Source organism: Phreatobacter sp. GW821-FHT04C01 (assembly GCF_059420385.1).
The window spans coordinates 457091-476431 of record NZ_JBWKTP010000004.1; the positions used below are offsets into that span (position 1 = coordinate 457091).

Genomic DNA, 19341 nt, shown 5'->3' on the forward strand with positions numbered 1-19341 from the left:
AGCTTCGCTCCGCCGGCCTCGTTCTGGTTGGAGGCGTCCGCCGATCTCAGGCTGGCTCGGCCTCGCGCCGGGCCATCATGGCGGCGAAGGCCGGCCGGGCTTGGCAGGCGCTGAGCCAGGTTCTGACATGCGGCGCGGCGTCGAACAGTTCCGGCGCGGGCATGGCGTAGCGCACCACTTCCGCGACATTGAGATCGGCGACGGTGAAGCGGTCGGCGACAATGAAACCGCGCTTGCCGAGTTCCGTGTTCAGGGCGGCGAACGGCGTGCGCAAGGCCTCGATGGCCGCTTGGGCGATCGCCGGGTCGCGCTCGGCCGGCGGTTTGCCGACGCGGTGATAGAGTACCTGGATGGCGTGCGGCTCGACATCGGTGGCGGCCCACAGCGTCCACATGGTCATCAGGCTTTCCTCGGCGAGATCCGCGGGCGCCAGGGGGCCGCCATGCTTCCTGGCGAGATGCAGATTGATCGCCAGGGACTGGTGCAGATGCTGCCCGTCGTCGTCGACCACGGGAATCTGGCCGTTCGGGTTGACCGCCCGGAACGCGGCGGATTGCGTGTTCAACGGCGCGTCGGGGCTGTCGGGCGCGGCGAGCCTATAGGCCTGGATGACCGGCACGTGCCGATAGGCGATGCCGAGTTCGTCGGCGAGCCAGAAGTTGCGGGAGGCGCGCGAGCGGTAGACGCCGTAGATCGTCAGCATGGAAGGCAATTCCTCGTAACCGATGCATCGGGGAAGAGATGCACCGTCCGGACGGCCTCTACCAGCGGGCATTCGCGGCGATGATGCTGGCCAGGGTTGCGAAAACCGAAGCCGCGGAAAGAACTCCGCGCGGCGCGCCGGGCGACGATTCGGCTTCTTTCTCTTGTCCGGGCCCGCGCTTTGGCCTATTGGCGCGCTTTGCTGGTGCCGAAAAGATCCATGAACGCTGCTCCCAAAATCTCCTTCGTCTCGCTCGGCTGTCCCAAGGCGCTCGTCGATTCCGAGCGCATCATCACGCGCCTGCGCGCCGAGGGCTACGAGCTGTCGCGGACCCACCAGGGCGCCGACCTGGTCCTGGTCAACACCTGCGGCTTCCTCGATTCGGCCAAGGCGGAGAGCCTGGCGGCGATCGGCGACGCGCTGAAGGACAATGGCCGGGTCATCGTCACCGGCTGCATGGGCGCCGAGCCCGAGCAGATCCGCGCGGCCCACCCGTCAGTGCTGGCGATCACCGGTCCGCAGCAATATGAGAGCGTGCTGGCCGCGGTCCACGAGGCGGTGCCGCCGAGCCACGACCCGTTCCTCGACCTGGTGCCGCCCCAGGGCATCAAGCTGACGCCCCGGCACTATGCCTATCTGAAGATTTCCGAGGGCTGCAACAACCGCTGCACCTTCTGCATCATCCCCAAGCTGCGCGGCGACCTCGTGTCGCGGCCGCTCGGCGAGGTCATGCGCGAAGCCGAGAAGCTGGTCGCGGCCGGGGTCAAGGAACTGCTGGTCATCTCGCAGGACACCTCGGCCTATGGCGTCGACGTCAAATATGCTGAGAGCCAGTGGCGCGATCGCACCTGGCGGACCAAGTTCCTCGACCTGTCGCAGGCGCTCGGCGAACTCGGCGTCTGGGTGCGCATGCAGTATGTCTACCCCTACCCCCATGTCGACGAGGTCATCCCGCTGATGGCCGAAGGCAAGATCCTGCCCTATATCGACATCCCCTTCCAGCACGCCCACCCGGACGTGCTGCGCCGCATGAAGCGCCCGGCGCACCAGGAAAAGACCGCCGAGCGGATCCGCCGCTGGCGCGAGATCTGTCCGGACCTGACCATCCGCTCGACCTTCATCACCGGCTTCCCGGGCGAGACCGAGGAGGAGTTCCAGTTCCTGCTCGACTGGCTCGACGAGGTCCAGCTCGACCGCGTCGGCTGCTTCAAATACGAGCCGGTGGCGGGCGCCACCTCGAACGCCCTCGCCGACCATGTACCGCCGGAAGTGATGGACAAGCGCTGGCACCGCTTCATGAAGAAGCAGGCCGAGATCTCGGCCAGGCGTCTGAAGAAGAAGGTCGGCACGCGCCAGCAGGTGATCGTCGACGAGGCCGGCCCGACCGTGGTCAAGGCGCGGTCGAAGGGCGATGCGCCGGAGATCGACGGCGCCGTCTATATTCACACCAAGCGCAAGATGGCGGTGGGTGAACTGGTCACGGTCAAGATCGACCGCGCGACCGAATATGACCTGCACGCCAGCCTCTGACTGCTGCTCTGCCGGGCCGGCTGCTTCCCTTGGGACAGCCGTCATTTCGCCGTCACAGCGTGCGATGCACAAAAGTCACACTGACCCGGAACTCCAGGAAAAGTAACGAGAACGTCATACCCGGCGGCCAGGATGTTTGTTATCGACCCGACACTTCCGCATGACAGGAACATTTCGCAGGTGTTCGGAGTTCTAGAGGCCGATGATGATCGATAGACGCTTTTTCGTGGCCACCGCGCCATTTGTCCTCGCAGGCTGCGTGACGCAGCGCCAGGAGCTGGCGGACCCCGGTCCACGGATCGATCCGAGCTACCTGCAGATGTACGCCGCGATCGACACCGAGCCTTATCCGATCCCGGCTGTCGATCTGAGCGAAGTCGACCCGCGCTTCCTGCGCCAGGAAGTCAGCTATCGCACCCGCGAGCAGCCGGGCACGATCGTCGTCGACCCGACCGAGCGCCATGCCTATCTGGTGATGGAAGGCGGCCGGGCCCTGCGTTACGGCGTCGGCGTCGGCAAGGAAGAGGGCTTCAACCTGACGGGTGTCGCCACCATCGGCCGCAAGGCCGAATGGCCGCGCTGGACCCCGACCCAGGACATGATCCGCCGCGAGCCCGACCGCTACGGCCCGGTCGCCGCCGGCCTGCCGGGCGGCCCGTCCAACCCGCTCGGCCCCCGTGCGCTCTATCTCTATCGCGGCAACCGGGACACCTTCTACCGGCTGCACGGCACAACCGAGCCCTGGACCATCGGCACCCAGGTTTCGTCCGGCTGCATCCGCTTCATGAACCAGGACATCATCGACCTCTACAGCCGCGTGCCGAGCGGCACCAAGGCCGTCGTCCTGCCCTCGCGCGGCGGCGCCGCGGCGGCCTGATCCAAGCGTTACGCCTGAACCCTCTCCCACGAAGACGTGGGCGAGGGTTGGTGCGGTGCCTTGCGCCGGACAGCCCTGCATCCGGGCCGGTTCCGCCCGACGCGTTCCATCAGCATGCTGACGGAACGAGGTGCGGCATGGCTTCTGATCTTTGCTCCCTATCCGCTGTCGATCTGGTGCGCGCCTATCGCGCTCGCAGCCTATCGCCGGTCGAGGTGATCGAAGCCTCGCTGACCCGCCTCGACGCGGTCGACAAGAGCCTCAACGCCTTCTGCCTCGTGGATGACGCAACCGGCCGCCGCATGGCCCGGGCCTCCGAGGCGCGCTGGCTGCGCGGCGAGCCGCTGGGCCCGCTCGACGGCGTTCCGGTCGCGGTCAAGGACACCAATCACGTCACCGGCTGGCCGATGCGTTTCGGCTCGCGCACCATGGCGGACACGCCGAGCGGCTTCGACACGCCGGGCGTCGCCCGCCTGCGCGAGGCCGGCGCGGTCTTCTTTGGCAAGACCACCACGCCCGAATATGGCTGGAAGGGCATCACCCATGGCCCGCTGACCGGCATCACCCGCAATCCCTGGAACCCGGCCAAGACGCCGGGCGGTTCGAGCGGCGGCGCGGCGGTGGCGGTCGCGACCGGCGTCTGTCCGCTCGCCACCGGCGGCGACGGCGGCGGCTCGATCCGCATCCCCGCGTCCTTCACCGGCCTGTTCGGGCTGAAGACGACCTTCGGCCTGGTGCCCAATTTCGCCCATTCGCTCGGTACGCTCGGCGTCTTCGGCGGGCTGAGCCGCACGGTCGCCGACAGCGCGCTGATGCTGGAAGTGATCAGCCGGCCCGATGCCCGCGACGCCTTCGCCGTGCCGTATCGGGCGATCGACCACCGCGAATCACTCGATCACGGCGTCGCGGGCCTGCGCATCGCCTATGCCCACGATCTTGGCTTTCCCATCGTCGACAGCGAAGTCGCCGCGGCGGTGGCATCCGGTGTCGCGGGTTTGGCGAAGGCCGGCGCCACGGTCAGCGCGGTGACGCTCGACCTTTCCGGCCTGCGCCGGGTGATGGGTGTGATCTGGCGCAGCGGTTATGCCGGCGCGCTCCGCCACCTGACCGGGCGGCAATTGCAGATGCTGGAACCCGAACTGCTCGAACTCGTCGTCTCGGCGCGCCAGTTCTCGGCCGCCGAACTGCAGGCGGCGCAGGACGAATGCCGGGCGCTCAGTGCCCGCATGCAGGCCTTCCACGGCGACTACGACCTGCTGGTCACCCCGACCATGCCGATCCCGGCCTTCGACGCCGGCGAGGACACGCCCGACCGGTCGCTGTTTCCGGAATGGTTCGACTGGACGCCCTTCACCTGGCCGTTCAACCTGAGCCGCCAGCCGGCGGCCTCCGTGCCCTGCGGCTTCACGGCGGATGGACTGCCGATCGGGTTGCAGGTGGTCGGTGGGGCGTTCCGCGAGGATCTGGTGCTGAGGGCCAGCCGTGTCGTCGAGCGCGACCTGCCGCAAAAGACGCTGGCCTGGGGGTAGACGGGCCTCATGTCAGCAGATCGTCTTGTCCGGGACAAGCCCGGGCAAGATGACGAGTTGACGTCACACGCTCCTGGGTAACGGAGCGCCAGTCACCCTCCCCCGACTCCGCTCGGGGAATAGCTTGCTTTTGCCGGGGCACCCTCTCCCTCGAAGGCCCGCGAGAGGGATGATGCGCCGCCGGCGCCGCATCATCCCCATTCGCCACTCCCCACTCGCTCCGTCACATGTGGATCACGCGGCCATAGGCGTCGAGCACGCTCTCATGCATCATTTCCGACAGGGTCGGATGCGGGAAGACCGTGTGCATCAGCTCTTCTTCCGTCGTTTCCAGGTTCATCGCCACGACATAGCCCTGGATCAGTTCGGTGACCTCGGCGCCGACCATATGGGCGCCCAGGAGCTTGCCGGTCTTGGCGTCGAAGATGGTCTTGACCATGCCGTCCGGTTCGCCGAGCGCGATGGCCTTGCCATTGCCGACAAAGGGGAAACGGCCGACCTTGAGGGTGTAGCCGGCCTCCTTGGCCTTGGCCTCGGTCAGGCCGACGGAGGCGACCTGCGGGTGGCAATAGGTGCAGCCCGGGATCTTGGCCTTGTCCATGGCGTGGGTCGGCAGGCCCTTGATGGTCTCGACGCAGATCACGCCCTCATGCTCGGCCTTGTGGGCGAGCATGGGCGGGCCGGCGACATCGCCAATGGCGAAGATGCCGGGCACATTGGTCCGGCCGTAGCCGTCGGTGGCGACGGTGCCGCGGTCGATCTTCACGCCGAGCGCCTCGAGCCCGAGGTTTTCGATATTGCCGACCACGCCGACGGCCGAGATCAGCCGCTCGGCGGCGAGCGTCTGCTTGTTGCCTTTGTCGTCCTCGACGGTCGCGGTGATGCCGTTGGCCGATTTGTCGACCTTGGTCACCTTGGTCGAGGTCAGGATCTTGATGCCCTGCTTCTCGAAGCGCTTGCGGGCCAGGGCCGCGATCTCGGCATCCTCGACCGGCAGGAGCTGGGGCAGCACCTCGACCACCGTCACCTCGGCGCCCATGGTGCGGTAGAACGAGGCGAACTCGATGCCGATGGCGCCGGAGCCCATGACGACCAGGCTCTTGGGGAAGGTCGCCGGCACCATGGCGTCGAAATAGGTCCAGATCAGCTTGCCGTCGGGCTCGATGCCGGGCAGCACGCGCGGCCGGGCGCCGGTGGCGACGATGATGTTCTTGGCGGTGTAGGTGCCGGCCGGCAGCACGCCCTTGGGCGGCGGCGTCTGCGGCTGGACGGCGGGCTTGGCCGGGGCCGACACCGTGACCTCGCCGACCTTGGTGATCCTGGCCTCGCCCCAGATGACGTCGACCTTGTTCTTTTTCAGGAGAAAGCCGACGCCGGTATTGAGCTGGGTCGAGACGCCGCGCGAGCGCTTCACCACGGCGGCCGGGTCGAAGGTCATGGTGCCGTTCAGCGTCAGGCCATAATCCCCGGCGTGATTGGCATAGTGGAAGATCTCGGCCGAGCGCAGCAGCGCCTTGGTGGGAATGCAGCCCCAGTTGAGGCAGATGCCGCCGAGATGCTCGCGCTCGACCACGGCCGTCTTGAAGCCGAGCTGCGCCGCGCGGATGGCGGCGACATAGCCGCCCGGGCCGCCGCCGATGACGATGATGTCGTAAGTGGACATGGGATGCCTTTCCGTGTCGGCCTCAAAGGAAGGACAGGCGCGCGGTGCGCGCGCAATCCTGGTTCATGTCGTCGAACAGGCCGTCGGCTTCGCCATAGGCCTTGTCGAAATCGGTTCGCGGCAATTTGTAGGTCTCGCGTACGAGGGCGAGCAGTTTCCACGACAGCTGGGTGTAGCGCTCGCGCACCGCGTCATCGCGGAAATTGGCCAGGAAGGTGCCGAGCGCGCCGAACCTGAACACGACGGCCTCGGCCTCGCGCTGGCCCATGGCGTCGACCGGCCGGGCCCCGGTGGCCGCCGCCTCGTTCATCGCGTAGGCGCGCATCTTGATCTGGAAATAGGCGTCGATGATCTCGCGGCAGGTGCGCAGATATTCCGCGCGGATGACGTTGCGCTGGACGATTTCGAGGCTGCGGCCGTGGGAATAGCTCTGATAGGCGGCCACACCCAGCGACAGGCCGGCGAGGCAGAGCGAGACGACGGGCAAGGTGGCGTTGGACGAGGCCATCAGCCGGTGGCCTCCCGGACGATCGGCGGGCCGCCGGCGACGCGGATCGCGCGGCGGCGGATCAGCCACCACTGGACGGCGATGACGATCAGGCCGGAGAGGCAGGCCGAGCCGAACAGGGGCAAGTCCGACCAGGCCAGTTGCAGGCCGCCGAACCAGATGTCGAGCGCAACGACCACGACCATCAGCACCAGGAACAAGGCGACGAGGCCGAGCGCCGCGGCCGAGACGCTGTGCGGACCGGGCGCGGCGATATAGGCAATCGCGAGAACCACCGTGACCACCGAGGTCACCAGCGCTTCCGCCATGAAGGCCAAGATGAAGGTCTCGTCGCCGCCGGTCCGCTCGGCGATCAGGGTGATGATCGCCGCGCCGGCGATCAGCGAGCTGACATAGGCCAGGAGGAAGGTCATGAAGGTTTTCATGCTGCCTGCCTCCGCTTCGGTGCGTCAGTGACAACGCGGCGCGACCGCGATGGGCCGAACAGATCGCGGGCCTGCCCGCCGATATGCGGCGGGCAAGCCCTCATGCCTCACACCAGCATCCCCATCGGGCTCTCGATATAACCCTTGAACGCCTGCAGGAGCTGGGCGCCGAGCGCGCCGTCGACGGCGCGGTGGTCGGTCGACAGCGTCACGCTCATGACGGTCGCCACAGCCGGGGCGCCGTTCTTGACGATGACGCGCTGTTCGCCGGCGCCGACCGCCAGGATGGTGGCGTGCGGCGGATTGATCACGGCGGCGAAGTCCTTGATGCCGAACATGCCGAGATTGGACACCGCCGAGGTGCCGCCCTGATATTCCTCGGGCTTCAGCTTGCGCACCTTGGCGCGCGCGGCGAGGTCCTTCATCTCGTTGGAAATGGTCGACAGCGTCTTGTGGCAGGCGTCGCGGATCACCGGGGTGATCAGGCCGCCGGGGATCGACACGGCGACGCCGACATCGGCATGTTTGTGCTTCAGCATGGAGCCGTCGGTCCACGTGACATTGGCGTCCGGCACGGCGCGCAGCGCCATGGCGAGCGCCTTGATCACCATGTCGTTGACCGACAGCTTGTAGGCCGGCTTGCCGTCATGGAGCGGAGCGGCCTTGTTGAGCTGCTCGCGCAGCGCCAGCAGCGCGTCGAGCTCGGTGTCGAGCGTCAGGTAGAAATGCGGAATGGTGGACTTTGCTTCCGTCAGGCGGCGGGCGATGACCTTGCGCATGTTGTCATGCGGGATCTCTTCATAGCTGCCGGGTTCGAACAGCTTCTTCACCGTCTCGTCCGACATGGCCGAGACCGGGGCGGCCTTCGGCGCGGTGGCCGGAGCGGGCGCGGGAGCCGCGGCCGGGGCGGCCTTGACGGTGCCGCCGGCGGCCGCCGCCTTGACGTCGCGCTCGATGATCCGGCCATGCGGCCCGGAGCCGATCACCTGGGAGAGATCGATGCCCTCGAGCTTGGCGACGCGCTTGGCGAGCGGCGAGGCGAACAGCCGGATGCCGGAAGCGGCAGCGGCCAGGCTGGCGGGGGCCGGCGGCAGCTTTTCGGCCGCGGGCGCCGGCGCGGCCGGAGCCGCCGGGGCTGGGGTTGCCGGGGCCGGAGCTGCCGCGGCGGGCGCAGGGGCCGGCGCGGCGGCGGGCTTGGGAGCGGACGCCCCTGCCCCACCACCGACGGCCTTCGGATCTTCGCCCTCGCCGGCAATGACCGCGATCAACTGATTGACCGGCACGTCCTGGGTGCCTTCGGCGACGACGATCTTGGCCAGGATGCCCTCGTCGACGGCCTCGACCTCCATGGTCGCCTTGTCGGTTTCGATCTCGGCGATCACGTCGCCGGCCTTGATCTTGTCGCCTTCCTTCTTCAACCACTTGGCAAGGTTGCCCTTTTCCATGGTCGGCGAAAGTGCGGGCATCAGGATGTCGATGGGCATCAGCCCCTCCCGTAAAGCGACTCAAGCGTGGACAAGCTCGACGAGGCGACCATCGGGGTCGCGCGCGAAGAGCGCGTAATGGGTCGGTCCGAACTGCGGCAGTTCGCGCGGCGGCCCGAAGATCTCGGCGCCAATGGCGCTGAGCTCGGCATGGATGCGGTCGATGACCGCGCGGCTCGCCGCCCGGAAGGCGGTGTGGTCGACCGCGGCGCGCGGATCGGCCGGCTTGTGGACATGGACCTCGGCGGCCGCGAGCATATGCACCGCGACGTCACTGGCCGGATCGCGCCAGATGGTCACCGCGCCGGTTCGGCCTTGCCTGACGAAGCCGAGCGCCGCCAGTACGCAGCGATAGAACGCGGCTTCGGCGCGCTCTGGATCGCTGACGGTGATGGCGACGTGGTGAATGCTCATCGGTCGCCTTCACGTCAGGGCCTGGGTCGTGCCGGCACTCGACGGCGCGTCGAACTCGGCATCGAGCATGTTGCGGATGCGCTCCAGCGTCACGGCCTCGGCCGCGCCGGTCTCCATGGCGTAGATGCGGGCGACGTGGCGCGCGATTTCGGCCAGGGCCATGCCCCAGGCCTGAGGCTCGTCGAAGGTACGGCGCAGAGCGACATGCAGGCTGCCGTCGATGATGCCGGCGCGCAGGATCTCCACGCCGCCTCGTTCGAGCGCGGCCGGGGGAAGCTGCAGGACGTCGAAGGGCACGGTCATGCCCGTCTCCCGATCAGCGGTAAGTGATCGCCTTGACCGCCTCGATCACGTCGGCGACCGTTGGCAGCGCGAGCTTCTCGAGATTGGCGGCATAGGGCATCGGCACGTCCTTGCCCGAGACGCGGGCGGGCGGCGCATCGAGATAGTCGAAGGCGCGTTCGACCACGCGGGCGGTGATTTCGGCGCCGACGCCGTTCTGCTGCCAGCCCTCCTCCACCGTGACGATGCGGCCGGTCTTCATCACCGAGGCGATGATGGTCTCAGTGTCGAGCGGGCGCAGCGTGCGCAGGTCGATCACCTCGGCGTCGATGCCGAGCTTTTCGAGCTCTGCGGCGGCCTTCTGCGCATAGGTCATGCCGTTCGACCAGGAGACGATCGTGACGTCCTTGCCGGCCCGGGCGATCCGCGCCTTGCCGATCGGCAGCACGAAATTATCGAGCTTGGGCACCTCGAAGGACTGGCCGTAGAGGATTTCGTTTTCCAGGAAGATGACCGGATTGGGATCACGGATCGCCGCCTTCAACAGGCCCTTGGCGTCGGAGGCGGTATAGGGCGCGACGACCTTCAGGCCCGGCAGGTGCGAGTACCAGGACGAATAGTCCTGGCTGTGCTGGGCGCCGACGCGGGCGGCGGCGCCGTTCGGCCCGCGGAACACGATGGCGCAGCCCATCTGGCCGCCCGACATGTAGAGCGTCTTGGCGGCGGAGTTGACGATGTGGTCGATCGCCTGCATGGCGAAATTGAAGGTCATGAACTCGACCACCGGCTTCAGCCCGGTGAAGGCGGCGCCGACGCCGACGCCGGCAAAGCCGTGCTCGGTGATCGGCGTATCGATGACGCGGCGGGCGCCGAATTCCTGCAGCAGCCCTTGGGTCACCTTGTAGGCGCCCTGATATTCGGCGACTTCCTCGCCCATCACGAAGACCGCGTCGTCGGCCCGCATTTCCTCGGCCATGGCGTCGCGCAGGGCTTCGCGCACGGTCATGGTGACCATTTCGGTGCCGGCGGGGATCTCGTCCGATACCGGTGCTGCCGCGGCCGGTACGGGCGCGGGTGCCGCGGCCGGGCTGGTGACCACGGCGGGGGCCGCGACCGGTGCCGCTTCGGCGACCGGCGCCGCGGCCGGTTTCGGCGCGGGCGCGGCGGAAGCGGCGGAGGCGTCCTCGCCATCGGCGAGCAGCACCGCGATCAATTCGTTGACCGGCACGTCCTGGGTGCCTTCGGGCACGACGATCTTGGCGAGGATGCCCTCGTCGACCGCCTCGACCTCCATGGTCGCCTTGTCGGTCTCGATCTCGGCGATCACGTCGCCCGGCTTGACCTTGTCGCCTTCATTCTTCGTCCACTTGGCGAGATTGCCCTTTTCCATCGTGGGCGAGAGCGCCGGCATGAGGATGTTGATGGGCATGGCAGGCTTCCGATCGGGGGTGAAAAGGGGTCAGGACCGCGCCGTGGCGACACCGACTGCGAGGGCGGCGACAATGGCGGCGAAGACGATGGCGAAGGCTTCGGAGCACACGGCCAGATGAGCTTTCGCCCGCTCCGGCAGTTGTTTCGGCGCCTCCAGCCCGGTGACGTGGCGGCTGAGGCCGAGGGCGTGGACGCTCTCGGCCCGGTTGGCGGCGCGCCAGGCGCGGACGAACGGGCCGGCGGCGGCGATCCAGGCGGCCAAGGCCACCGTCGCGACAACAACCGTCAGGGTCCCGGCCGGCGTCACCTGGGCCACTTTCACTTCAGGATGTCGGTCCAAAGCTCGGACGGATCCGGCTCGGGGTCGTTGGTGGCGAATTCGGCGCTTTCGGCGACGATGTCGCGGACCGCGGCGTCGAGCTTCTTCAACTCGTCCTCGGAGACCTTCCAGGTCTTCAGCAGCCGTTCGCGCACCTGCTCGATCGGATCATGCTCGGTGCGCATCTTCTGCACCTCGTCCTTGGTCCGGTATTTGGCCGGGTCCGACATCGAATGGCCGCGATAGCGGTAGGTCTGCATTTCCAGGATATAGGGGCCCTTGCCGGCACGGCACCATTCCATGGCGCGCAGGCCCGCGGCGTGGACCGCACGGATATCCATGCCGTCGACCTGTTCGCCGGGGATCGAGAAGGACAGGCCGCGCTTGGAGAAATCGGTCTGCGCCGAGGCCCGGTTCACCGCCGTGCCCATGGCGTAGCGGTTGTTCTCGATGACGTAGATGACCGGCAGCTTCCACAGCGCGGCCATGTTGAAGCTTTCATAGACCTGGCCCTGGTTGGCCGCGCCGTCGCCGAAATAGGTCAGCGAGACATTGTCGTTGCCGCGATAGCGGTTGGCGAAGGCGAGCCCGGTGCCGAGCGACACCTGGGCGCCGACGATGCCGTGGCCGCCGTAGAAATGCTTCTCGGCGGAGAACATGTGCATCGAACCGCCCTTGCCGCGCGAATAGCCGCCGCGCCGGCCGGTCAGCTCGGCCATCACGCCGTTGGCGTTCATGCCGGTGGCCAGCATGTGGCCGTGGTCGCGATAGCCGGTGATCACCTGGTCGCCCGGCTTGGAGGCCATCTGCATGCCGACGACCACCGCCTCCTGGCCGATATAGAGATGGCAGAAGCCGCCGATCAGGCCCATGCCATACATCTGGCCGGCCTTTTCCTCGAAGCGGCGGATCAGCAGCATCTCGCGATAGGCGTCGAGCTCCTGATCGCGTGTCCATGCCGGCTGCTGGGATTGTTTCCTGGCCGCGGAAGCCTTAGCCGCGGAATTCTTGGCCGCGGAATTCTTGGCCGCGGCCGAAGTCTTGGCGCCGGCTTTTACGCTCGTCGTCGCGGTAGCGGCCATTGGGTTCCCCTGCGCATCAACTCGTCACACGACAGATAGCGCGACGGAAGGCTGGAGGGAAGCCGGGTCGTCTGGTCGTTGTGCGCTGCACAAACCATTGGCGCCGCAAGGCAATCAAGGGGTTAACTGGATTTCGGTTCACGGGCGGGCGTTAACCGATTTTCGGTTGATGCGACACGTGCGTGACCGGTTGGCTCAACGCCGCCGCTCGATCAGGATCAATTCGCGCGGGTCGGCGAAATTGAGGATCTCGCGGGCGCGCTGGTCGAGCATGTCGGGGTCGAGTGCTTCGGTGCGCATCAGGACGACCCGGCGGTCGACCTCGGCCTTCTCCCGGCGCAGCGCCTGCAGCTCGGCATTCAGGTCGGCGATCTCGACCAGGAATTGCTGCTTGGCGCGAATGCCGTGGTCGCCGTGATAGGCGTGAAAGCCGAAATAGGCGATCATGACGGCGGCCAACGCATAGAGCGTCGCGGCTTGCAGAATGCGATGAAGTCTCGTGCGAATGACCATGGCCGGATCTTGCCCGAATCCGGTTTCAGGAGCGTTAATCGTTCCTGAATTTGGCCAGCCGGCGCTGCATCGACGGCCAGGTCGCGGCGATCAGCAGGCCGGCGACAATGGCGACGACGCCGGCCGCGGCGAGCGGGCTCGGGATCTCGCCGAGCACGGGAATGCCGATCAGGGTGCCGAGCACCGGGATCATCGGGGGAAAGCGCGCGGCGGTGGCGACCCCGAGTGTGCGGGTGCCGTAAGTCCAGAGCAGCAGGCCGATGACGATGTTCATGATGCCCTGGTTGATGCCGTGAAAGGCGATCACGCCCCAGGGCGCCGTCGACAGCCCCGGGTTCAACCACAGGACATAGGCCGGCAAATAGAGGGTCGACAGGACGGAAACGACGGCGGCGCCCGTTATCGAGGGCACCTGCCAGCGGCCGCAGAGCCAGGTGAATATGCCCCAGCCGAAGCCGGCGACCATGAAGATCAGGTCGCCGGCGAGCGTGCTCGCGCCCTCGGCGCCGGTGGAGCCGGCAACGGCGATGGCGACGAGGCCGGACAGCACCACGGCGAAACCCAGCAGAACGCCGCCCGGCACCCGCGCGCGAAGGCCGATATAGGCGAGCGTCGTGGCGGTGACCGCCACCATGCCGGGCTGAATGGCCGAGGCATGCGCCGCCGGCGAATAGATCAGGCCGATATTGGACAGGACGGTGAGCGGAACTCCGCCGGTCAGGGCGAGCGCGATGCCCCTGCCCCAGCCGAGACCCGCGCAATCGGCGACGCCGGCGCGAATGAAGAACGGCAGCATCACCGCGCCGGCGAAGATGAAGCGCAGGGCCGCGATGTCATAGGCCGACAGATGGCTCGCCAGGCCGAAGCGCACCGAGACGAACTGGCCGCCATAGATGGAGACCGCGGCGGCCATGGCGATCATCGCGAGCGTGCGGGGGGACAGGCGTGACATTGCGGTGCAGCATTCCCCGATCGGCGTCGCGCCGACAAGGAGACATGGAGCAGGTCGGCCATGCCGGGCGGTTCCCGGGGGCGTGCAGGCCCTGGTTCGCCCGACCGGGTCCGAGGGGGCCTGCCTTCGGGACTTGGCTCCCGCGACGATCCAGAGCAACATGGCGCCGATCGCCACGACATGTGGCGGAAATCAGCCTGGACTAGACTCGCTTGGGAACGGCCGGCACGGCTGACCGGCGAAATGATCTCCCTGGAGCCCGATGATGATGAAACGTCCTCCGATCTTGGCAACGCTTACGGCGCTCGCCGCGCTGACCGCCTTCGCCCCGACAGCCGATGCCCAGAAGCGTTCGAACCCGGAGCGGGGCCAGGACAGCCAGTCGGCGCCGAGCGGCACGGTCGGGCGGATCATGCCGCAGCAGATGGCGGCCGTGCTGCGCAATCGCGGCATGCAGGCCGAGGTGATCAACGAGAACAATCGCTCGCGCATCCGCACCATGATCGGCGGCCGGCGCGTCACGGTGTTCTTCTATGCCTGCAATGACGGCGGCTGCCAGTCGATCCAGTACCGCGCGCTCTATGAGAAGAACGATCGTTTCACGCTCGCCTTCGTCAATGCCTGGAACTACGAGAAGCGCTTCGCCAAGACCTATCTCGACAGCGACAACGACCTGGTCCTCGAGTGGGACGTCGATTTCGACGGTGGCGTCAATGTCGGCTTCATCTCGGAATCGGTCGCCACCTTCCAGACCATGATCAATGCCTTCGACCGCTTCACGCCGCGCGCCAGCGGCTCAGCCGGTCGTTCGACGAGCCCGGCTCCGGCCCCGGCAACCCCGCCGGCCGATCCGACCACGCCGCCGGCCACCGGCGGCAAGGGCGGCGGCAACCCGACCGAACGGCGGACTTGAGCGTCCTGGCGCGGCGCTTCACCCGAACCGCCGCGCGATACGCGCACGATAGTCTCGAACCGAACCGGAATGTCTTGCACAAAGCGCGGCCGTCCTTCGCGGACGGCATCGCGCGATGCAATGCTTCGGTTGAAGATGATTGGACTTGAAGGAAAAACGGCGGGCCCTGGCCCGCCGTTTTGTATTCCGGAGCCGATCGTTCGGCCGATTTCTCAGCCCTTGGCCTTGATCGCGCCGCGGCCGGCGTAGCGGGCCTGCGGGCCGAGCTCTTCCTCGATGCGGATCAGCTGGTTGTATTTGGCGGTGCGGTCCGAGCGGGCGAGCGAACCGGTCTTGATCTGTCCGCAATTGGTGGCGACCGCGAGATCGGCAATGGTGGAGTCCTCGGTCTCGCCGGAGCGATGCGACATGACCGCGGTGTAGCTGTTGGAATGGGCCATGGCGACGGCGGCCAGGGTCTCGGTGAGCGTGCCGATCTGGTTGACCTTGACCAGGATGGAATTGCCCAGGCCCTGCTCGATGCCCATGGCGAGGCGCTTGGTATTGGTGACGAACAGGTCGTCGCCGACCAGCTGGCACTTGGAGCCGACGAGGTCGGTCAGGATCTTCCAGCCCTCGAAATCGTCCTCGGCCATGCCGTCCTCGATCGTCCGGATCGGATAGTCGGCGACGAGCTTGGCGAGATATTTGGCCTGGGCCTTGGGATCGCGCACCTTGCGCTCGCCCTCGTAGTGATAGGCGCCGTCCTTGAAGAACTCGGTCGCCGCGCAGTCGAGACCGATCACCACGTCGTCGCCGGCCTTGTAGCCGGCCTTGTCGATGGCGGTCATGATGAAGTCGAGCGCCGCCTGGGCCGACTTCAGGTTCGGCGCGAAACCGCCCTCGTCGCCGACATTGGTGTTGTGGCCGTCCTTCTTCAGCGCCGCCTTCAGCGTGTGGAAGATCTCCGAGCCGGTGCGGATCGCCTCGGCGACGGTGGGCGCGCCGACCGGCAGCACCATGAATTCCTGGAAGTCGATGGGATTGTCGGCATGGGCACCGCCATTGACGATGTTCATCATCGGCACCGGCAGGACATGGGCGAAGGAGCCGCCGACATATTTATAGAGCGGCAGGTCGCGCGAGAGCGCGGCGGCCTTGGCGGTGGCGAGCGAAACGCCGAGAATGGCGTTGGCGCCGAGCCGGGCCTTGTTGGCCGTGCCGTCGAGCGCGATCATGACATTGTCGATCTGCACCTGGTTGGTGGCATCCATGCCGCCGAGCGCGTCGAAGATTTCGCCGTTGACCGCGTCGAGCGCCTTGCGCACGCCCTTGCCGAGGTAACGCGCCTTGTCGCCGTCGCGCAGCTCGACCGCCTCGTGGGCGCCGGTGGAGGCCCCCGACGGCACCGCGGCGCGGCCCTTCGAGCCATCTTCCAGCACCACGTCGACCTCGACGGTCGGATTGCCGCGGCTGTCGAGGATTTCACGGGCGATGATGTCGATGATGGCTGTCATTGCGGCCTCTCAGGTGGCGGTTGACGGGGCGTCGGCGCGTTCTACAGCAATGCCCGCCCCTTTCAAGACTTGGCACGGACGTGTAGGACCCCGGCAAACGCATAGTCAGACCCAAAGGAGGTCTCGATGACCGATCTCATGCTCGGCAAGGCCGTCGCCATGCCCGCCTCCCCGGAGGAAGCGGTGCTCGACCGGGTGCCCAACCCGCACCAGGACACCAATTACGTCACGCGCTTCACCGCGCCGGAATTCACCTCGCTCTGCCCGGTGACCGGCCAGCCGGATTTCGCCCATCTGGTCATCGACTTCGTCGCCGATGCCTGGCTCGTCGAGTCGAAGTCGCTGAAGCTCTACCTCGCCTCGTTCCGCAATCACGGCGCCTTCCACGAGGATTGCACCGTGGCGATCGGCAAGCGCCTGGTGGCGCTGCTCGATCCGCGCTGGCTGCGCATCGGCGGTTACTGGTATCCGCGCGGCGGCATTCCGATCGACGTGTTCTGGCAGACCGGCGACGTGCCCAAGGGCGTCTGGATTCCCGATCAGGGCGTGGCGCCCTATCGCGGCCGCGGCTGACGCGCGGTCTGCTACACTGGCGCCTGCGAATCGGGAAAGCCCGTGGGCCATGCTGCTAAGAGCAAAGACCGCCAAAGCCGACGACCAGGATGAGGTGAAGGCCGACGGCCTGACCGACGAGCCGCCGCAGCGCCTGCTGTCGCGGCTTGCCACCTGGGCCGGCGTCGCCCTCCTCTGCTCGGGCGCGGCCATCATGGCGGCGCGCACCGATGCCGGCAGCCAGCGCCTGGCCCGCCTGCTGGAGCCGGCGCCGCCGCCGGTGGTTCAGCGGGTGGAAGCGCCGCGGCCGGCCGCCGCCGATCCCATGATGCTCTACGAGACGCGGCGGCTCGCCGACGCCGTGCGCTCGCTGTCCGCCGAACGCGAGGCCCTGGCCGAGCGGGTGGCGGCCATGGAGCGCATGGCCGGCCAGGGTGGCGGTGACGTCACCGCCTCGATCGCGCCGCGCGAAGCCCCCGTCGCGACCACGCAACACCGCGAGCCGGCCGCCGCCGTGCCGTCGCGCGAGCCGGTGATCGCCGCGCCGACCCCGGTGCCGCGGCCGGGGGTGCGCCAGGTCGGCCCGCAAGCCGGCTCGCAGGCTGGCCCGACCGTCGAGGCGACCGCTTCGGTGCCGGCTCCCGCTGCGACCGCGCAGGACTCGACCGCGATCCGCACCGAATTCGGCGTCGATCTCGCCGGCGAGCTGTCGATGGACGCGCTCCGGTCGCGCTGGCAGCAGCTGCGCGCCCAGCACGGGCCCCTGCTCGAAGGCTTGCGTCCGCTGGTCGCGGTCCAGGACGGGGCCCGGGCGGGAACGGTCGATCTCAGGCTGGTCGCCGGTCCGCTGGCCAATGCCAATGCGGCCACCCGGCTATGCGCATCGCTCGCCACCGCAGGAGTGAATTGCAAACCGGCCGTTTTCGACGGACAAAGGTTGGCACTCAGATAGAGCGGGTCCCGGTCGGCCGGAGAAAACCCGCCGGCGAGGGAGGAAGCGCGCATGGCATCCAGGCCGTTTGCTTGGGAGAAGTCATACCCGGAAGGCGTGGCGTGGGACACGCCGATCAATATCACCTCGCTGGGTGACCTGATCGACGGCGCGGTGAAGGCCCATGGCGACCGGACAGCGTTCGAATTCCGCGACATGGCGATCAGCTATGCCGATCTCGGGCGCCGGGCCGACCAGTTCGGGGCGGCGCTGAAACGGGCCGGCATCGGTGCCGGCACCACGGTCGCGCTCTACCTGCCGAACACGCCGCATCACCCCATCAGCTTTTTCGGCGCGGCCAAGGCGGGCGTGCGCCTGGCGCATCTGAGCCCGCTCGATGCCGAACGGGTGCTGGCCTACAAGCTGAAGGACGCCGGCGCCCGGGTCCTCGTCACCACCGACATCGCGCCGCTGTTCGGCATGGCGCTGAAATTGTTCGATGCCGGCCTGCTCGATCGCCTGATCGTCGCCGAGGATGCGAGCTGGGGGCCTTCGGGCGTGCCGGTGCTGCCGATTCCGCTGAAGCCCGGCATTACCACATTCGCTCATTTCGTCGAGGGTGCGGTGGCGCCGGCCGCCTGGCCGATCGTCAAGCCGGACGACGTGGCGCTGCTGCAATATACCGGCGGCACCACCGGCATGCCCAAGGGCGCCATGCTCAGCCACGGCAATCTGACGGCGGCGGTGTCGATCTACGATGCCTGGCAGCAGGCCCTGCCGAACAGCAATCCGGAAGACGACAAGGTCATCCTGGTGCTGCCGCTGTTCCATATCTATGCCCTGACCAGCGTCATGTTGCGCCAGGTCACGCGCGGCTCCACCATGCTGCTGCGCATGCGCTTCGATGCCGAGCAGACGCTCGACGACATCGAAAAGCGCAAGGCGACCGTGTTTCCCGGGGTGCCGACCATGTGGATCGCGCTGGTCAACCACCCCCGCTTCGCCAATGCCGATCTGTCATCGCTGAAATATGCGGCGTCCGGCGGCGCGGCCTTGCCGGTCGAGATCGCCAGGCGCTTCGAAGGGCGCACGGGGCTGCGCCTCACCGGCGGCTGGGGCATGACCGAGACGTCGCCGTCGGGCACCAATGTGCCCAATAGCGGCATGCCCAAACCCGGCACGATCGGCCTGCCCTTGCCCGGCATCGAAATGGATGTGGCGGCGCTCGACGATCCCCACCGCGTGTTGCCGGTGCGCGACATCGGCGAACTCAGGATCAAGGGGCCGAATGTCACCCGTGGTTACTGGAACCGGCCGGAGGAGAGCGCGGCCGCCTTCGCCGACGGCTATTTCCTGACCGGCGACATCGGCTACATGGACGAGGACGGCTTCTTCTTCATTGTCGACCGCAAGAAGGACATGATCATCTCGGGCGGGTTCAACGTCTATCCGCAGATGATCGAGCAGGCGATCTACGAGCATCCGTCGGTCGCCGAGGTCATCGTCATCGGGGTGCCGGATGGTTATCGTGGCGAGGCGGCCAAGGCCTTCGTTTCGTTGCGTGACGGTGCCGAGCCGTTCACGCTGGAGGAATTGAAGGCCTTCCTCGCCGACAAGGTCGGACGCCATGAAATGCCTGCGGGCCTCGAATTCCGCGACAGCCTGCCGAAGACGACGGTGGGCAAGCTGTCGCGTGCCGAACTGCGCAACGAGATCAAGGCGGCTGGCGCGGCCTGA

20 protein-coding genes are annotated in these 19341 nt (G+C 67.4%); 7 read left to right on the top strand and 13 right to left on the bottom strand.

The window, feature by feature from the left end; genetic code table 11:
* Window positions 1-46: 46 nt before the first annotated feature.
* A complete protein-coding gene (locus tag AC07WJ_RS18025; protein WP_494935996.1) occupies window positions 47-703 on the bottom strand; it encodes a glutathione S-transferase family protein in 657 nt (218 codons plus the stop codon).
* Window positions 704-922: 219 nt separating this feature from the next.
* On the opposite strand from AC07WJ_RS18025, the gene rimO reads away from it, so the two are divergent.
* The 3 genes from rimO to AC07WJ_RS18040 all read left to right on the top strand — a co-directional run bounded on the left by rimO (window position 923) and on the right by AC07WJ_RS18040 (window position 4639).
* Window positions 923-2233 carry a 30S ribosomal protein S12 methylthiotransferase RimO gene (gene rimO, locus AC07WJ_RS18030; protein WP_494935997.1) on the top strand — a complete coding sequence of 437 codons (1311 nt, stop codon included), beginning with the start codon at window positions 923-925 and terminating at the stop codon, window positions 2231-2233.
* Window positions 2234-2435: 202 nt separating this feature from the next.
* Window positions 2436-3110 (top strand): L,D-transpeptidase, encoded by a 675-nt coding sequence (locus AC07WJ_RS18035; protein ID WP_494935998.1) that lies wholly within the window; start codon window positions 2436-2438, stop codon window positions 3108-3110.
* A 137-nt stretch (window positions 3111-3247) separates the two neighbouring features.
* Window positions 3248-4639 carry an amidase gene (locus AC07WJ_RS18040; protein ID WP_494935999.1) on the top strand — a complete coding sequence of 464 codons (1392 nt, stop codon included), beginning with the start codon at window positions 3248-3250 and terminating at the stop codon, window positions 4637-4639.
* 223 nt (window positions 4640-4862) lie between these two features.
* On the opposite strand, the gene lpdA is transcribed toward AC07WJ_RS18040, so the two are convergent.
* The 11 genes from lpdA to AC07WJ_RS18095 form a co-directional block, all read right to left on the bottom strand.
* Window positions 4863-6302: a dihydrolipoyl dehydrogenase gene (gene lpdA / locus AC07WJ_RS18045; protein WP_494936000.1), complete on the bottom strand. Its 1440-nt coding sequence runs from the start codon at window positions 6300-6302 to the stop codon at window positions 4863-4865.
* A 22-nt stretch (window positions 6303-6324) separates the two neighbouring features.
* Window positions 6325-6810, bottom strand: a complete 486-nt coding sequence (locus AC07WJ_RS18050) for a hypothetical protein (protein WP_494936001.1) — start codon at window positions 6808-6810, stop codon at window positions 6325-6327.
* Complete coding sequence (locus tag AC07WJ_RS18055) at window positions 6810-7235, bottom strand: hypothetical protein (RefSeq protein WP_494936002.1); 426 nt, start codon at window positions 7233-7235, stop codon at window positions 6810-6812. Before AC07WJ_RS18055 ends, AC07WJ_RS18050 begins: the two co-directional genes overlap by 1 nt.
* Window positions 7236-7342: 107 nt before the next feature.
* Complete coding sequence (locus tag AC07WJ_RS18060; protein ID WP_494936003.1) at window positions 7343-8719, bottom strand: pyruvate dehydrogenase complex dihydrolipoamide acetyltransferase; 1377 nt, start codon at window positions 8717-8719, stop codon at window positions 7343-7345.
* A 21-nt stretch (window positions 8720-8740) separates the two neighbouring features.
* The gene (locus AC07WJ_RS18065; RefSeq protein ID WP_494936004.1) at window positions 8741-9133 is read right to left on the bottom strand and encodes a VOC family protein; all 393 of its coding nucleotides are present in this window, start codon (window positions 9131-9133) and stop codon (window positions 8741-8743) included.
* Between the two features lie 9 nt (window positions 9134-9142).
* Window positions 9143-9436, bottom strand: a complete 294-nt coding sequence (locus tag AC07WJ_RS18070) for a DUF5076 domain-containing protein (protein WP_494936005.1) — start codon at window positions 9434-9436, stop codon at window positions 9143-9145.
* A 13-nt stretch (window positions 9437-9449) separates the two neighbouring features.
* Complete coding sequence (locus tag AC07WJ_RS18075; RefSeq protein ID WP_494936006.1) at window positions 9450-10844, bottom strand: pyruvate dehydrogenase complex E1 component subunit beta; 1395 nt, start codon at window positions 10842-10844, stop codon at window positions 9450-9452.
* Window positions 10845-10874: 30 nt separating this feature from the next.
* Window positions 10875-11168, bottom strand: a complete 294-nt coding sequence (locus AC07WJ_RS18080) for a hypothetical protein (RefSeq protein ID WP_494936007.1) — start codon at window positions 11166-11168, stop codon at window positions 10875-10877.
* Window positions 11165-12247 carry a pyruvate dehydrogenase (acetyl-transferring) E1 component subunit alpha gene (gene pdhA / locus AC07WJ_RS18085; RefSeq protein ID WP_494936008.1) on the bottom strand — a complete coding sequence of 361 codons (1083 nt, stop codon included), beginning with the start codon at window positions 12245-12247 and terminating at the stop codon, window positions 11165-11167. The genes AC07WJ_RS18080 and pdhA overlap by 4 nt, the downstream gene beginning before the upstream one ends.
* 195 nt (window positions 12248-12442) lie before the next feature.
* Window positions 12443-12760 carry an FtsB family cell division protein gene (locus tag AC07WJ_RS18090; RefSeq protein WP_494936009.1) on the bottom strand — a complete coding sequence of 106 codons (318 nt, stop codon included), beginning with the start codon at window positions 12758-12760 and terminating at the stop codon, window positions 12443-12445.
* A 34-nt stretch (window positions 12761-12794) separates the two neighbouring features.
* Window positions 12795-13712 carry a DMT family transporter gene (locus AC07WJ_RS18095; protein ID WP_494936010.1) on the bottom strand — a complete coding sequence of 306 codons (918 nt, stop codon included), beginning with the start codon at window positions 13710-13712 and terminating at the stop codon, window positions 12795-12797.
* A 265-nt stretch (window positions 13713-13977) separates the two neighbouring features.
* On the opposite strand from AC07WJ_RS18095, the gene AC07WJ_RS18100 reads away from it, so the two are divergent.
* The gene (locus AC07WJ_RS18100) at window positions 13978-14625 is read left to right on the top strand and encodes a YbjN domain-containing protein (RefSeq protein ID WP_494936011.1); all 648 of its coding nucleotides are present in this window, start codon (window positions 13978-13980) and stop codon (window positions 14623-14625) included.
* A gap of 212 nt (window positions 14626-14837) precedes the next feature.
* On the opposite strand, the gene eno is transcribed toward AC07WJ_RS18100, so the two are convergent.
* Complete coding sequence (gene eno, locus AC07WJ_RS18105) at window positions 14838-16121, bottom strand: phosphopyruvate hydratase (RefSeq protein WP_494936012.1); 1284 nt, start codon at window positions 16119-16121, stop codon at window positions 14838-14840.
* Between the two features lie 126 nt (window positions 16122-16247).
* Between eno and queF the strand changes: the two genes are divergently transcribed.
* The 3 genes from queF to pimA are packed head-to-tail and all read left to right on the top strand — an operon-like array spanning window position 16248 to window position 19341.
* Entirely contained in the window at window positions 16248-16694 is a 447-nt protein-coding gene (queF, locus tag AC07WJ_RS18110; RefSeq protein WP_494936013.1) for a preQ(1) synthase, read from the top strand.
* 49 nt (window positions 16695-16743) lie between these two features.
* A complete protein-coding gene (locus AC07WJ_RS18115) occupies window positions 16744-17625 on the top strand; it encodes a hypothetical protein (RefSeq protein WP_494936014.1) in 882 nt (293 codons plus the stop codon).
* 51 nt (window positions 17626-17676) lie between these two features.
* The gene (pimA, locus tag AC07WJ_RS18120; RefSeq protein WP_494936015.1) at window positions 17677-19341 is read left to right on the top strand and encodes a dicarboxylate--CoA ligase PimA; all 1665 of its coding nucleotides are present in this window, start codon (window positions 17677-17679) and stop codon (window positions 19339-19341) included.